The sequence below is a fragment of the Pseudidiomarina salinarum genome, from assembly GCF_000753715.1.
Classification (GTDB): domain Bacteria; phylum Pseudomonadota; class Gammaproteobacteria; order Enterobacterales; family Alteromonadaceae; genus Pseudidiomarina; species Pseudidiomarina salinarum.
Map to the genome: position 1 here is coordinate 36,409 of NZ_JPER01000009.1, position 15,925 is coordinate 52,333.

Consider the following 15,925-nt stretch of genomic DNA (forward strand, 5'->3'; position numbering starts at 1 on the left):
CTTTAATGTTCCCGGGTATGGCTAAAGGTAATATCTGGATAGCGCTCTATCGCCAGGTTCAGGTTAACCATGGTTGGTGCTATGTAGGTGAGGTTGTCGCCGCCATCAAGGGCCAGGTTAGCGGTCGCCTTGCGCTGAAACTCATCCAGCTTGCGCTCACTCTCCGCGCTAACCCAACGGGCAGTGGCGACATTGATATTTTCATATACAGCATCGACGTTATATTCAGAGCGCAGCCGGTGGACAACCACATCGAACTGCAGGACACCAACGGCACCAACAATAAGATCATTGTTGGCGAGCGGCCGGAATACCTGTACTGCGCCTTCTTCAGACAACTGTACTAAGCCTTTAAGTAGTTGTTTCTGTTTTAGCGGATCTTTCAGGCGGATCCGGCGGAATAATTCCGGAGCAAAGTTAGGGATGCCGCTGAACTTAAATTGTTCGCCGGAGGTAAAGGTATCGCCGATTTGAATAGTGCCATGGTTATGCAGCCCAATGATATCGCCTGGGAAAGCTTCTTCAACGTGTTCACGGTCGCCGGCCAGAAAAGTCAGCGCATCGGCAATCCGAACCTCTTTCCCGAGCCGGGTCTGGTACATCTTCATACCTTGCTGATATTGACCTGACACGATGCGCATAAATGCCACACGGTCGCGATGACGCGGATCCATGTTCGCCTGTATCTTGAAGATAAAACCTGAGAAGCCCGGTGTGGTCGCGTCAATTTTGCGGCCATCGTCAGTTTCCCGTGATAATGGCCGTGGCGCCCACTCCACCAAACCATCGAGCATATGATCAACGCCGAAATTGCCCAGCGCAGTACCAAAATAAACGGGAGTCAGTTCACCAGCCAGAAAGAGTTCACTGTCAAACTCATTCGAAGCGCCCTTTACCAGTTCGATTTGCTCGCGAAGCTCTTGCGCATATTCACCCAACCGCTGATCCAAGACCGGATTATCCAGCCCATCGACCACATCAATTTCCTGGATGCGATGACCTTGCCCGGTTTTGTAAAAGATCACCTGATCCCTGATGAGATGATAGACGCCTTTGAAGTTTTTTCCTGAGCCAATAGGCCAGGTAACAGGGGCGCACATAATATTCAGAATGCGCTCAACTTCATCAAGCAGCTCAAGAGGATCGCGGATATCCCGATCCAGCTTGTTCATAAAAGTAATAATAGGGGTATCGCGCAGGCGTGTTACTTCCATCAGCTTGATGGTGCGATCCTCGACGCCTTTGGCGCCGTCGATAACCATCAGGCAGGAATCCACTGCGGTCAGGGTGCGGTACGTATCTTCCGAGAAATCTTCGTGACCGGGGGTATCGAGCAGGTTGACCAGCGCGTTCTGGTAGGGGAACTGCATCACCGAGGTGGTTACCGAGATACCCCGCTCTTTTTCCATTTCCATCCAGTCGGATTTCGCATGCTGCCCGGACTTCTTGCCTTTAACGGTTCCTGCTTTCAGCAATTTCTGACCATGCAGCAGCACTTTCTCGGTGATGGTGGTTTTACCAGCATCCGGGTGCGAAATAATTGCGAAGGTACGGCGTTTTGCTACTTCTTTCTGCAGGGCACTATTGGGCATTAATCTCTGTCTTCCTGGTCATTTATCTGATAAGCGTATTTTCGCCGATCCTGTCAGGATAAACAAACAAAGAATAGGATTTTGCCAGCCGCAACAGGATTTGTTCAGGTAGTGAGTGCGTTTAATGTCAGCTCGATCATGTCATTAAAGCCGGTTTCCCTGGTAGCCACATCCAGATGGGTATCCTGTAACAAATGGTCAGCAACGCTAAGCACCGCCAGTGCTTTAGCGCCATATTCTGCGGCCACCGAAAACAGCCCCGCCGCCTCCATTTCAATACCCAGGATCCCAAACCGCTGCAGCAGGACAGTCAACTGCGGCTCATTATAGAAACGATCGGTAGAAAATATATTCCCTACATGCACGGCCTGGTCTCTTTTTGCAGCCTCTGCTACCACTTGCTGCAACAGGCCAAAGTCACTGATAGCAGCCAGATCAAAACCGCCAAACTTATTGCGGTTAAAAGATGAATCGGTCGAGGCGGCCTGCGAAATAATGATATCCCTGAGCTGCACATGTCCGGCCACGGCACCGCAGGTACCAACCCGAACCAGCTTGCGGACGCCAAAATCGCGGATGAGCTCGGTCGCATATAAGGAGCACGACGGAATCCCCATGCCACTGCCCATTACCGAGACCGGCTGCTGACGATAGGTTCCGGTATAACCCAACATATTACGTACGGCAGTGACCAACCTTGGCTGACCGAAAAACGTCTCCGCAATATATTTTGCCCGAAGCGGATCGCCGGGGAACAGACAAATCTCAGCAAAGTCGCCGCTGGCAGCACTGATATGCGGTGTGCTCATCATTTTTTCCTTTATTTATCCAGTTACCCGGCTCGCAATATGAGGGAGATCCCCTATAGCCCGGTGATCGCACCCATGTAAATCTAAAGTACGAATTTCAACCAACCCGTACAGGTGTACTTATGAAACCAAAAATAACGCATAAACTTACTTCAGTATCACTGGCTATTGCACTTTCACTGCCCGCCGCATCTCTGTGGGCAAAAACTTTCGATCCCAACTTGCAGGATCTTATCGCAGCTAGCGATAGTGAAACCTTGCACCAGGTCATTATAACTTTTGATCAGACTGGCAGCCCCAGCACCAGTCAGCTTAATTTTTTATCTAGCCTTGGCATACATGGTGTCAGTCTGAACCAGTTGCCTATGGTTGGTGCGCTGGCCACGCCTTCGCAGATTGAGGCAATCTACGCCCGCGACGACGTCGTCTCAGTATGGAATAACGAAACCCTGAGCTATGAAAATAACGGTGCCACAGAACTCACCGGCGTACAGCAACTGCGCGCTGACCAAAACCTGCGAAAAAACGGTATTCCTTATTCGGGCCGCGGCATCGGCGTCGTCGTCAATGACTCTGGTGTTGATGGTACCCATAGTGATCTGATGTATCCGCAGCACGTGGTGCAGAACGTACTGGCGCAGACTAATTTGCGCAGCTTCAGTGATTTACTACCCATTACTTACCAGGAGAATGTGGCCAACACCGACATTGGCGGTGGTCATGGTACCCATGTAGCCGGCACCATTGGTGGTAATGGTGCCATGAGTAGTGGCCTGCATGCCGGGGTTGCGCCTGGTGCTGACATTATCGGTTATGGTTCAGGCGCCGGACTCTTTATTCTTGATACCCTGGGCGGTTTTGATTATGCGCTGACACATCAGTTTGATTACAACATCCGGGTTATTTCGAATTCTTTCGGCAGCACTGCTGACACGGGTTCCGACTTTAATCCCGATCATCCCACCAACGTCGCAACGAAAGCACTGGCCGATCGCGGTATTATTACCGTGTTTTCAGCTGGTAACTCAGGTTCAGGGGAATCAACGATCACCGGTAACTTTAAAAAAGCGCCCTGGGTAGTTACCGTGGCGGCCGGCGATAAAGACGGTAACCTGGCGGACTTTAGTTCCCGTGGTGTCGATGGTAAGTCCGGTACCGCCACCGTTGATGGAGTGGAATATGTCTGGGAAGATCGCCCGACTGTGACAGCGCCGGGTGTCGATATCATTTCGGCCCGCGCCTCAACATCAAGTCTCGGCGGTTTAAGCGCCAGCCAGGATTCCGAACTTATCGCGCCTGAACACCTGGCTTTCTATACCACCTCAAGCGGCACCTCAATGTCAGCACCGCATATCTCCGGCATTGTCGCCTTGATGCTGGAAGCGAATCCTGATCTGACATGGCAACAGGTGAAGCAAATTCTGCAGGACACCGCCACCGTGATGCCAGGTCGTGAAGCCTGGGAAGTGGGTGCCGGTTATGTGAATGCCCACGCTGCAGTAAAAGCCGCGGTAGAAATGGATGATCGCTTCGGCGACACGGTGAAACTGAACCGTGATTTCAACGCCAGTGCACAGGTTACCGAAGGCGCCAGCTTCAGCCGTACCGTCAACTACACGGTTGCCGGTGAAAGCGACTTTGAAACCTTTGAAGTGAATGAAGCCACATCGCTGGTGATGGCAAGCGCCAACATTGAAACCGGCACGGCCTTTGTTCTTGAAGATCCGGCAGGTAACACCTACGGCTCAGGCATAGGTCTGCCAGTACTTGGCTCCTCAGTAGGAACTTCAGCGCCAGGCATGGCGGGTACATGGAAAGTCTACGCACGTGGCATCGGTAGTGTCAGCGGCCTTTCGGTTGACCCACTTGGTTTAACGAACGGGATCGGGTTACCAGGTGCCGTTGATGTGAACATTCGCTTGCTCGAAACCAACGGCTACGACGGTATCAGCGATACTGCTAACCATCCTGGTCGTGGTTTTATTGAGTATGCGGTCAGTGAACGCCTGATGGACGCTGAATCCAGTGGCTTCAATCCAGATCAGACAGTTATTAAGCAGACCCTGGCCGATGTGCTGACGCTAAGCGGATCAGTGCGTCAGCCCCAGACTGGTAACCAACTGGTGTATCTGGATGCTACATCAGAAAATGCCGCTATGCTGAACGCTGTCAGTGAACAAGGCGCCTCACTGAAAGATCGTGCGTATGACTTTGCTTCAGTACTCCCGGCTCACTCCGCTGATATATTTGGCAGCGATGATCTGGTGGCACGTCAGCAACTGGCTTACTCACTGGTACAGTCACTGGGTCTGGAACCCGTAGCGCGTGACTTTGACCCGGAGCAGGATGTTCAGGTAGTGGTATTTGATCAGGTTGTCACGCTCAGTGACAGTGATGACATCGCGCCAGAGCTTCGTGGTTATGTGCAGGCGGCATTGCACATGGGGCTAATGGATGCCCGCATCGAAGTGGTACAAGGGCCTTTTGATCTGGAGCCGAAGCTAACCGCAACTTTTGCGCCAGCGGAAGATTTCACCCGCGCAGAACTTGCCAAGGCAGTAACCCGTTTACATCCGCTGATGAGTAAATAAACTCCGGCGATATGAACTGACGAAGCCCGCTCAGAGCAACTGCTGAGCGGGCTTTTTTTATGCCCGGGTCAGAAATGATTTGCCGTAATCCAGCGGCTCGAGGTCAAGCCAGCTGGCAATGCTTTGGCCAATATCCGCGAACGTTTCACGACGCCCCATCGAACCGGGGGCAACCTTCTGGCCAAACACCAGAACCGGTACATATTCGCGGGTGTGATCGGTACCTGGCCAGGTGGGATCGCAGCCATGATCGGCGGTCAGAATAAGCACGTCATCAGGGCGCAGTGCATTCATAAGCTGCGGTAACATCAGGTCAAACTGCTCAAGCGCACGAGCGTAGCCAGCGACATCCCGGCGATGCCCATAATCCGTATCAAAATCGACCAGGTTAGTGAAAATGATACTTTGCTCTGGCGCATCACGCATTACTGACAGCGTTGTTTCAACCAGCGCAGGAATACCGGTAGCCTTATACTTTGAGGTGATCCCCTGATGCGCAAAGATATCAGCAATTTTTCCAATACTGACTACTTCCCCGCCGCTGGCTGTCAGTTTATCCAGAATCGTTGGTGCCGGTGGCGGCAGCGCATAATCGCGGCGGTTGCCGGTACGTTTGTAGTCTGCAGGGCCAGAGCCCACAAAAGGCCGGGCAATAACGCGCCCGATATTATAGGGCTCAAGGAGTTCGCGGACCTGCTCACAAAGCCGGTAAAGTCGTTCAAGACCAAAGCTCTGCTCATGAGCGGCGATCTGGAAAACAGAGTCCGCCGAGGTATAGAAAATCGGCTTACCGGTGCGCGCATGCTCCTGCCCCAGGCGCTGAATGATCTCCGTTCCCGAGGCCTGACAGTTTCCCAGATAACCGGGCAAATCGCCCTGCTCAACAATGGCTTCCAGCAGATCCTGAGGAAATGAATCCGTAGTGCGGGTAAAGTACCCCCATTCGAACAGAACCGGCACACCCGCCATTTCCCAGTGGCCTGAAGGCGTATCCTTACCGGATGACAGCTCCTGTGCCCAGCCGTAACAGCCAAGTATCGCCTGGGGTTTGGCAATACCTGCCGGCGCGCGTCCGGTTGCTCCCTCACTGGCTTCAGCGAGACCAAGTGCGCTCAGGTTGGGGATACACAACGGACCCGAGCGCTGCTCGTTTGCTTTTCCGGCAGCACAGTATTGGGCAATATGGCCAAAGGTATCCGCCCCTTCATCGCCAAAGCGATCGGCATCAGCAGCTGCGCCAATACCAAACGAATCCAATACAACAATAACCGCTCTGGCCATAGTGATGCCCCCTGACTACCCGGTAATACGCTGATAAATGACCGGTTGCGATTCCGGCGCAGTGTTGCCTGTGGTAAAAGCCTGCTGCAGCTGTCCGGCCGCGCGCTGCCATTGCGCTTCGTCGCGGGCGTAAAGCATCGCCAGCGGCGTTTGACTATCGGCTGACTCGCCAATCTCCATAATCTGGTCCAGGCCAACATCAAAATCAAGGGTATCGCTGCTACGCTGACGACCACCGCCCAGCGCTACCACAGTCAAACCCACGGCGCGTGTATCTATCTGCTGAATGATGCCAGCTTCAGTTGCAAATACCGGCTTGCCGACCGGTGCCAGCGGTAAATGCTGGCGGTAGTTATCCAGTAAATCCGCCGGGCCACCCAGGGCGGTAATCATTTTTGCAAAGGATTCTGCCGCCGCGCCCGAATCAAGGGCAGCCTGCGCCTTTGCACGCCCCTTATCACGGCTTTCCGCAAGCCCGCCAAGTACCAGCATCTCTGCTGCCAGCTCCAGGGTGACCTCATGAAGACGCGGGGCCCGGAAATCGCCACGCAGATAGCGGATGGCTTCATGAACTTCTATCCGATTACCGGCTGACGCTGCCAGTACCTGATTCATGTCAGTCAATATTGCACTGGTATTCAGACCTGCTCCCCGGGCAACGGTAACCAGACTGTGAGCAAGCTCACACGCCCGCTCATGCTGGTTCATTACCGCGCCATTACCGGTCTTAACATCCAGTACGAGGCCGTCAAGGCCAGCCGCCAGCTTTTTCGATAAGATTGATGCAGTAATCAGCGGAATAGACTCAACCGTCGCAGTGATATCCCGGGTCGCATAGAACTTTTGATCAGCCGGGGCCAACTCACCCGTCTGACCGATAATCGCCACCCCAACCTCTTTTACCACTTTCTTAAAGCGTTCCAGATCTGGCTTAGCCTGATAGCCGGGAATCGATTCCATCTTGTCCAGCGTGCCACCAGTATGCCCAAGACCACGCCCGGATATCATAGGAACGTAACCGCCGCACGCTGCGATAATAGGGCCCAGCATCAGACTAACCACATCGCCAACGCCGCCGGTCGAGTGTTTGTCCAGTACCGGACCATCAAGGTTTAAGGATTGCCAGTTCAGAACGGTTCCTGAATCACGCATACCAAGGGTCAATGCGACACGCTCAGCAGGACTCATGCCCTGAAAGAACACCGCCATTGCCAGAGCTGAAATCTGGCTCTCGGAGATGCTGCCAGCGGTAAGGCCCGCGACAAAAAACTCTATTTGCTCACGAGTCAGCTCGCCGCCATCTCGTTTGCAGCGAATGATTTCCTGCGGTAAAAACATCTAATATCCTTGTTGTGTATTGCCCTGGTTTCCACTCAGCACAGCAGTCAGATTATCCAGAAGGCCACTTGCGCCGAAGCGAAAATGCTCCGGACTAAGCCAGTCGCTGCCCATAATGTCACTGGCCAACTGCAAATAAATAGCGGCATCCGCAGCGGTTCGTACTCCGCCTGCCGCTTTAAAGCCACAGTCACGGCCCGACTCTTTAATAGCCCCAAGCATAACGGCTGCCGCTTCGGGCGTCGCGTTAACCGGCACTTTGCCAGTGGATGTTTTAATAAAATCAGCCCCGGAGCCAATTGCTATTTCGCTGGCGGCGCGGATGTGATCGGTGCGCTTCAGTTCACCACTTTCAATAATCACCTTCAACTGAGCCCGTTCACCGCAAGCATTTTTACACACCCGAACCAACTCAGCGCCGATTTGCCGATCGCCCGCCAGCAAGGCACGCCAGGGGAATACCACATCAACTTCATCGGCGCCGGCCCCCACCGCCCGCTCCGTTTCAGCCAGGGCCCGGCCGACCTGGTCACCACCGTCGGGAAAGTTAGTTACCGTAGCAATACGCACCTGCGGCAACGCCAACCGGTCGAGCTCCTGGCGTGTCCAGATCACCCATTCAGGGTAAACACAAAGCGCCGCTGGCGAACCAAATTCGGTTTTGGCCTGACTACATAGGTCGGTAATGCTTTGCCTGGAATCAGTGGTCGAGAGACTGGTCAGATCCATAAGCCGCAGTGCGCGGCGGGCAACGTCATAGAGTTCCATAAGTCGTTTAGTTCCGGTGGGTTTCCAGGTTAAAACTAAAAGCATCCGGCAACAGCTCGCCGATACTCCATTGCCGCTCTTGCCCATCGCTGGTCGAGAATACTGGTGTGTCGCTGGCCAGAAATTCCGCCAGAACCTGACGACAGGCTCCGCAAGGCGCGACGGCCTCGGATCCGGGGATATAAATAGTCACTGAGCGGATATCAGAGCCCTTATACCCTTGCGCGATGGCCGTGAAAATCGCGGTCCGTTCGGCGCAATTCGACAAGCCGTACGAGGAATTTTCGACGTTACAGCCAGTGATTATCTCGCCGTTGGTTAGTTCTAACGCGGCGCCAACCGGAAAGTTACTAAAGGGTGCATAGGCCCGGGTACTGGCTAGTTTAGCCTGCTGCTTAAGGTGAGCAGGCACGTCATTTTCAGTTTTTTTTGTCATTAGGTGGATTCACTTTATTAGTCGGTTATCAGCTTACTCTTTTCTAGATCTCAAACCAAGTTTCGGCAGACACGCCAAAGATCATCTGGAGCCGACAACCTGTTAGTGCTAATCTGGCTGTATATTTTTTAAACTACAATTTAAACTACACAGTTCGACCTCTTCGAATTACTAAAACAAATGAGTACGAATGATTATGGATACATTGCCGCTTGGCCACATGCCGCAAGATGAAGCCAGATATGCAGCCCGGTTCTTACGTTCATTAGCTAGTGAACACCGCTTACAAATCCTCTGTTACTTAACCAGCGGCGAGAAAAGTGTGAGCCAGCTCAATCAATTTTTCCCGCATAGTGCTTCAGCATTCTCCCAGCACCTTGCCGTGCTCCGTCAGCAAGGGCTGCTTATTTTTCGCAAAGAAGGCCAGACGATTTACTATTCTATCGCTGATCCTGACACCCGGAAATTTCTGGAGTTGATCAAAGACAAGTTTTGCACTGATTATCAGAACTACTCGACCATCGCATGACTAAAGCATCCTCGGCACCGGTCGCTGTCGGGTAATAGCCTTTCCTGACACCAACTTCAGAGAATCCCGTTCGTTGATAAAGCGCAATCGCCGGCGTATTTGAGCGGCGCACTTCCAGCCATAAGGTATAGCCCTCCCGAGCCGCCATCCCTTGCACCCAGTTTATCAGCTGTCCGGCATAACCACGGCGACGATAATCAGGATGCACCGCAATATTCATAATGGTCAGTTCGTCAGCAACCTGCTGTGTGATGATATATCCGGCCAGCACACCGTCTGAGGTGCGCAGCGCCCAGTTCTGATAATCATCATTAAAACAAGAATATAAGGCCGCTTCGGACCAGGGGTGGGGGCTTGCCTTTTGCTCGAGTTCACAGACCGCTGCGGACCACCCGAGCGGGCCGATTACTGACTGATCAGCTGCCATATTTTACGTTTCTGGAGCGCGTTGAGCTGATCGCCCTGCCACTCACCTAAGTCAATAATACGGTTGGGGTCCCACGTCTGATGAACTGCGGCGGTAACTTCAGCGGGCTTTACTGATATCTCGTCATGAGCTAGTGCAACGCACAGATCGCCCAGCCAGGATAAGCCGGTAACCGGCAAAGCTGAAGGCAGTATGAGCAGCCAGTCATGCAGACGGTAGTAGTACTTGGGATGAGTAGTCAGTTCAGTGGAATTGGCTAGTCGGGGCACCCAAAGACGTAGCCCCAACGCTGCCATGGCGCGCTGCTGAGCTGGTGAAAAAAGAGATGTTGTACTAGATTCTTTCATAGATGCCAGCTTAGCGCATCGGCGGCTGTCAGAAAAGTGGCAGGGGTGGAGGGATTCGAACCCCCAACCGTCGGTTTTGGAGACCGCTGTTCTACCAATTGGAACTACACCCCTGCAAACAGACTCCGAATTATACTGGCAGATACCTGCCAGGCAAGCGATTTTACCGCTAGTTCGCCTGACTGCCGTTTTTTTCACCGGCTTTTTTAAGGCGAACTGATATACTCAGTAATAAATCAATAGGTTGGTCGGGAGACTTGATGGTTCGACTCGGTACGGTTGGTAGCTGGTTGTTGTTAAGCCAACTTATCTTTCATAGTCCTGCAGGCTTCGCACAACAGTCCGAAGAGCGGCAAAGGGCTCCCGCGGATGCGACGGTAAACGTCACTATTGAAGGCGTTGATGGCGAACTGGAAGACAATGTCCAGGGCTACCTGAGTATTATGGAACTTGACGGCAAGGCGGCACCCGCCCGCTTCCGCCTGCGATTTTTGCAACGTCGCGGTGAAGAGCAGATCCGCCAGGCGCTGGCCCCGTTTGGCTATTATCAACCCACCATTGAATCATCCCTTGAGCTGGTCGGTTCAACCTGGCAGGTGCATTACTCAATCGCGCCGGGCGAGCCAGTCCGGTTAGACGAGATTGATATCCGCATACTTGGTGATGGCCGTGAAGACCCCAAATTTCAAAAGCTGTTAAAACAACACCGCCTGGTATCGGGCAATGTGTTGCATCATGAAGCTTATGAGAGCCTGAAACGTCAGCTTCGTAATCTTGCCACCGAACGCGGCTATTATAATGCCCGCTTTACAGAACAGCAGGTTAAGGTGGAACTGACCGACCTCTCGGCGGACGTCACTTTATTCTTTGATACCGCCGTCCGCTACGCTTTCGGTGAAACTACCTTCTGCTGCACCGAGCTTGATAATGACTTCCTGCATCGCTTTCGGAATTATGAAGCCGGGGACCCATTTCAGACTCGTGAGTTATTGGATCTTCAGGTTGCCCTTTCAGGCAGTCAGTATTTCAGTTCTATTGAAGTTGCCCCTGACTGGGAAAACCGGCAGGACGGAAGCGTACCAATCACTGTTGATGTAGAAGCCAACAAGCGCGATCGTTATCAGTTTGGTCTTGGTTATGGTACCGATACCGGGGCGCGGGCTACTGTGGGCTTCGATCGTAGGTGGGTCAACGCGCGCGGTCATAAGCTGAACAGTATATTGCGGTTATCTCAGGTACAAAATACGGGTTTTGTCAGCTACATCATACCCGGCACAGATCCTGTCACTGACCAGTATAGTCTTACCGGAGAAATTACCGACCGATCTTATCAGGAACAGCGCTCCACCCTTTACCGCTTTACCGCACGCGACACCCGCCATTTTAATAACTGGCAGCGAACCTACCAACTCGGTTGGCAACGCGAAGATTTTGCCTTCGGTGACCAACCCATGCGTTCATCAAACTTTCTGATACCTTCGGTCGAAGTCAGCCTGGTGGAAAGCACCAGCGTGGCTGATAACCGAAATCTCGTTGAAGATGGTTATCGGGTAAGCGCTAACTTACAGGGAGCCAGTTCTTCGCTGCTATCGGAAACCAGTTTCGTATCAGCACGACTTTCCGCAAAGTGGGTACATAGCTATACCGAAAAATTCCGTATGTTATTACGTGGTGAAGCTGGTGGTATGGCGGTAAGCAATTTTTCTTCGTTATCGCCTTCACTGCGCTTCTTTGCCGGTGGCGACTATAGTGTGCGCGGTTACGAATATGAACAGCTGGGTCCCCGAAACGAAGAAGGGGTCGTAACGGGTGGTCGTTACTTAGTGACAGGCAGTGTCGAATTTGATTATAAGGTGGCGGACTCCTGGCGAGTAGCGGTATTCAGTGATTTTGGTAACAGCTTTATGGACTGGCCGGTAACCATAAAACAAAGCTACGGCATTGGCGTTCGGTGGATATCACCAATCGGACCAGTACGTTTAGATGTAGCACAAGCCGTGGATGAGCCTGGCAATCCCTGGCGAATTCATCTGACATTGGGGCCGGATCTATGAAGTATATAAAGTGGTTAGCATGGATTGTAATCGGGCTCTTTATTATCGTACCGACCCTGGCCGGTATTTTACTGGCGACCACCAGTGGTTCCCGTTTTTTAATCAATCAGGGTATTTCTTACGGCGCAGTGCCAGTCACTTATGAGCGTCTTGAAGGCAATCTGCTCGGCGAGCTGACCCTCGGTGGCGTTCGTTATAACACTGAGCAACTGGACGTTACTATTGAAGATGTGACTCTGCGCTGGACTCCGACAGCGCTGCTCGATCGAGAAATTAATGTCCGCAGCCTACAAGCCAGTGGCATTGAGATTGTTCAGCAGGCTACTGCAGAAACTGCGCCAGAACAGCCCGCCGCGCTACCGGTTATATCACTGCCCTGGTTACTTACGGTAAACCAGCTTGAAATGAACCGTATTGATTACCGCCGCGGCGATCAACACCAACAGATCAACCGGGTTTACGCTCAACTGCGGTGGCAGCAAACCGTAATCGCCATACAATCCCTTGAACTCGATCACCGACAGCTACAACTGCAGGCTGACGGTCAGCTCGATATGGCAGAGAACTATGCCTTGTCTTTGCATGCCGACTGGACCTTAAGCAACTTTGAGGCGCCCGTAGATGTGCAGCAGTTGACTGGATCCGCTGACCTTGGCGGCGACTTGCAGCAGCTCACTCTAACGAGCAGCTTCCAGGTTAACGAGCGCTCCGGCGATAATAGTTTGCGTGCCCAGTTAAATGATCTCCTGACGGATCCGACCTGGGAAGCAAAATTAAATATTAATGGCCTCCCAGCCAGACTATTCAGTGAGATGTTACTTGCCGATCAGCCAGAGGATATCCGGCAGCTGCTAGGCGACAGTCTGATAACGGCAACCTTGGATTTGGATCAAGACCAGGTGCAACTCAACCAGTTCCGGCTGCACCCGGTAAGCCCAACAGCAGGAGTGGTTGAACTAAGCGGGCGTATTTGCAATTACCTGATGCTGGCAGAGAGCCCTGCGCAGGCACAGTTCGAATTAACCGCAAATGCCGGAAATCTGCAATTACCCTACCAGATTAACGAGCGACCGCTGACAATCAACGATTTGAATCTGTCCGTAAGCGGCCATATTGATGACTATCAGTTACAACTACGAAGTGACGTACTGGCACTGGACGACAAACCTATTGCTGTGCAGCTGGCGGGCAAGGGAACGACCACCTCCCTTGATCTGGCGACACTCAAGGCGACCCATAATGACTTCAATGTGACCGCGAGCAGTGAGATTGACTGGCGCAACGCCCTGGCAATCACGGTAGATATCGAAGAAGCTAACACCGCTATTCCAGCGGCCGACGGTGGTTATCCGATTTCTGCTGAAGGACGGATAGCAATAGCCGACGGTAAAGTGACTGCCGATGGCCTGCGCCTCATTTCAGGCGACACCCGGCTTATTGCCAACGGGGTAATAAGCAATCAGGATACGCTCGATATTGAACTGACAATCCCCGAGTTATCGCAATGGGTTGATAATCCGCTGGTGGCGGCAAGCGCTACTCTTAAAGCGCGGGTTAGCGGTAACTACAATGAAAAACTGGCGATTGAGATCGCTACGCTCGACCTGGATACCGAGGAATTTGGCCGCTGGAGCAACCAACAACCCGCCCGGGTCGAACTGGATACCCGTAATCCGCTTGGTCAACTGACTGTTCGAAACTTATGCCTTCTTCAGGGCCAGGAAAATCCTGCCCAGATCTGCCTCGATGCAAAACCTCAGCAGCAGTTACTCGAGATAGAGGTCGCGGGTCAGCGTCTGCCGCTACGGCTACTTAACCGGTTACGGACCGAGGCGGCAGCGGAACGTATAGTCGGAACATTACAACTAAGCAGTACCACGCGGCTGGTTCCTGAATCCATGCAAATTCATTCGACCACGGGGCGGCTGTACAGCGAAAATACAACCTTTGTAGCCCTAGATGAAGAACTCAGCAGTCGCCTGTCCTTCTGGGAATTATTATGGGACGGCAACAGTGACCTGGTAACGGTTACGGCTCTAGCTGAACTGGAAGATGATTTAGGCCGGGCTTATGGTGATTTCAGTATCCGCGATTTAGCAACTAACCAGAGCCTCAGCGGCTCCCTGGACATGTCCCTTAATGATCTGACGTTGCTGCAATGGGTTCTGCCTGACTTACGCTACGAAGGTGCTACGGCGGTTGGCTCTGTTGCGGTTAGCGGAACGCTTAAGCAGCCACAAATACAGGGTTCACTGGAGCTTGCTGCGGAAGAGATCGGTTTCGCGCAAAGCGGCCTGCTGTTAACTAACGTCAAAATTGCGGCCATCGATCGGGCCCAAAATGCAGAACAGCTGGAAATAACTGGCCAGGCGCGTTCGGGCGATGGCTGGATAACTATTGATGGCTTTGTCGAACCGTTAAACGGCGTTCTCGAGCTACAGGTTAAAGGTGAGGACTTCAGGGCGGTGCAACTTCCTTCAGCACGCGTTGATGTTAACCCCGACTTGCGTATCAAAGTAAGGGAACAACAGATTCATGTTGAGGGTTCAGTTCACATTCCATACGCGCGAATTGAGCAACCAGATCTTGGTGATCAACTAGTAGAACGCTCGAATGATGTTCAGGTAGTCAGGAATGGAGAGCCGGTGACCCTTATTGAAGATGGCATCTATCCAGTCCACGCTTCAGTTCGGATCAGTCTGGGCGACGATATTTTGGTGGAGGCATATGGCTTTACCGGGAATGTCACAGGCAGCGTCCGGATATCGGAACAGCCACAAAAAGCCATGACGGTAACCGGTAGTATTAAAGTCATCGATGGCGAATATACGATTTATGGGCAAAGCCTGGATATCCAGCGAGGGGTGCTGATTTATAACGGTGGGACGCTCGATAATCCCGGTCTGGATCTGCGGGTCGCCCGCACGTCGTCCGGCGTCGGCGCGGCAGATGAGGTCACTGTAGGTGCGCAGATTGGCGGTACCTTATTAGCACCTGACTTCAGATTGTTTTCTAATCCCGCACTTCCGGAATCTGAAATTCTTTCGTATCTGGTATTGGGCCGCGGTTCAGGTTCCGGTGCTCCGGATCCCAATTTACAATTGCAGGCGCTGCTTATGCTCAGTTCGCGCGGCACAGATGCTATTGGCGGTTCGGTACAGGAAACTTTCGGGCTTGATGAGTTTGGTCTGGATTCTACGACTAACCCGCGTGAAACCTCGTTTTACATCGGCAAATACCTGTCGCCTAAGCTTTATGTGAAATACGGAGTGGGTCTGTTTGAAGATACCAACACCTTCTTTATTCGCTACAAGTTAACTGAACATCTGCTTATTGAGTCAGCGACCAGTAGTGAAGGCCAAGGCGGAGATATCTTCTATACCATCGAACGGTAAAAGGAAGGCATAAAAAAAGCCCCTGTCATCTGACAGGGGCTTTCGTTATTTGAAGCCTGGCGGTGTCCTACTCTCACATGGGGAGACCCCACACTACCATCGGCGCTGAAGCGTTTCACTACTGAGTTCGGAATGGATCAGGTGGTTCCACTTCGCTATGGCCGCCAGGCAAAACTGGTTGCTCTATCCCTGAGGGGATAAAGCCAATATGAACGGCTGATTGTAACAGAGATGCCACTCTATTTGATGTGACCCTGTTTTTCCCGTGGTAGAACCACGGGCTACATGGGCCCCCCGTGGTAGAACCACGGGCTACGTTGGTTCGTAGCATTGTTTGGTAAAGGGTATTCGAACCTGT

At 52.5% G+C, this 15,925-nt stretch carries 12 protein-coding genes, 1 tRNA gene and 1 rRNA gene; 4 read left to right on the forward strand and 10 right to left on the reverse strand.

The annotated features are described in order from the left end of the window. Positions 1-2: 2 nt before the first annotated feature. Both prfC and deoD read right to left on the reverse strand, forming a co-directional pair. Complete coding sequence (prfC, locus tag IDSA_RS11340) at positions 3-1,592, reverse strand: peptide chain release factor 3 (RefSeq protein ID WP_034777109.1); 1,590 nt, start codon at positions 1,590-1,592, stop codon at positions 3-5. A gap of 104 nt (positions 1,593-1,696) precedes the next feature. Then, on the reverse strand, positions 1,697-2,401 hold the full coding sequence (deoD, locus tag IDSA_RS11345; protein ID WP_034777111.1) for a purine-nucleoside phosphorylase: 705 nt from the start codon (positions 2,399-2,401) through the stop codon (positions 1,697-1,699). A gap of 122 nt (positions 2,402-2,523) precedes the next feature. Here deoD and IDSA_RS11350 point away from each other — a divergent pair, with 122 nt between their 5' ends. Then, complete coding sequence (locus IDSA_RS11350; RefSeq protein ID WP_034777113.1) at positions 2,524-4,992, forward strand: S8 family serine peptidase; 2,469 nt, start codon at positions 2,524-2,526, stop codon at positions 4,990-4,992. Positions 4,993-5,049: 57 nt separating this feature from the next. Here the strand turns inward: IDSA_RS11350 and IDSA_RS11355 are convergent, their stop codons facing one another. From IDSA_RS11355 to IDSA_RS11370, 4 genes are read right to left on the reverse strand one after another with little or no spacing between them, the layout of a single operon-like run. After that, positions 5,050-6,273: a phosphopentomutase gene (locus IDSA_RS11355; protein WP_034777116.1), complete on the reverse strand. Its 1,224-nt coding sequence runs from the start codon at positions 6,271-6,273 to the stop codon at positions 5,050-5,052. Between the two features lie 15 nt (positions 6,274-6,288). Further along, positions 6,289-7,611 (reverse strand): thymidine phosphorylase, encoded by a 1,323-nt coding sequence (gene deoA, locus IDSA_RS11360; RefSeq protein WP_034777118.1) that lies wholly within the window; start codon positions 7,609-7,611, stop codon positions 6,289-6,291. Next, positions 7,612-8,379, reverse strand: coding sequence for a deoxyribose-phosphate aldolase (deoC, locus tag IDSA_RS11365; RefSeq protein ID WP_034777120.1), 768 nt, complete (start codon positions 8,377-8,379; stop codon positions 7,612-7,614). A gap of 7 nt (positions 8,380-8,386) precedes the next feature. Continuing rightward, a complete protein-coding gene (locus tag IDSA_RS11370; protein WP_034777122.1) occupies positions 8,387-8,815 on the reverse strand; it encodes a cytidine deaminase in 429 nt (142 codons plus the stop codon). Between the two features lie 190 nt (positions 8,816-9,005). On the opposite strand from IDSA_RS11370, the gene IDSA_RS11375 reads away from it, so the two are divergent. Further along, entirely contained in the window at positions 9,006-9,344 is a 339-nt protein-coding gene (locus tag IDSA_RS11375) for an ArsR/SmtB family transcription factor (protein ID WP_232221308.1), read from the forward strand. Here IDSA_RS11375 and rimI read toward each other — a convergent pair. The 3 genes from rimI to IDSA_RS11390 form a co-directional block, all read right to left on the reverse strand. Next, positions 9,295-9,771, reverse strand: a complete 477-nt coding sequence (rimI, locus tag IDSA_RS11380; protein WP_051986251.1) for a ribosomal protein S18-alanine N-acetyltransferase — start codon at positions 9,769-9,771, stop codon at positions 9,295-9,297. The two genes, IDSA_RS11375 and rimI, sit on opposite strands and share 50 nt — an antisense overlap. Further along, positions 9,750-10,118 carry a hypothetical protein gene (locus tag IDSA_RS11385; RefSeq protein WP_126760597.1) on the reverse strand — a complete coding sequence of 123 codons (369 nt, stop codon included), beginning with the start codon at positions 10,116-10,118 and terminating at the stop codon, positions 9,750-9,752. The genes rimI and IDSA_RS11385 overlap by 22 nt, the downstream gene beginning before the upstream one ends. A 37-nt stretch (positions 10,119-10,155) precedes the next feature. Beyond that, positions 10,156-10,232: transfer RNA gene (locus IDSA_RS11390), tRNA-Trp, on the reverse strand. A gap of 146 nt (positions 10,233-10,378) precedes the next feature. Between IDSA_RS11390 and IDSA_RS11395 the strand changes: the two genes are divergently transcribed. Beyond that, positions 10,379-12,172 carry an autotransporter assembly complex protein TamA gene (locus IDSA_RS11395; protein ID WP_034777129.1) on the forward strand — a complete coding sequence of 598 codons (1,794 nt, stop codon included), beginning with the start codon at positions 10,379-10,381 and terminating at the stop codon, positions 12,170-12,172. Further along, entirely contained in the window at positions 12,169-15,567 is a 3,399-nt protein-coding gene (locus tag IDSA_RS11400; protein WP_034777131.1) for a translocation/assembly module TamB domain-containing protein, read from the forward strand. The genes IDSA_RS11395 and IDSA_RS11400 overlap by 4 nt, the downstream gene beginning before the upstream one ends. A gap of 54 nt (positions 15,568-15,621) precedes the next feature. Here the strand turns inward: IDSA_RS11400 and rrf are convergent. Continuing rightward, positions 15,622-15,736 (reverse strand): 5S ribosomal RNA (gene rrf / locus IDSA_RS11405). Between the last annotated feature and the right edge of the window lie 189 nt (positions 15,737-15,925).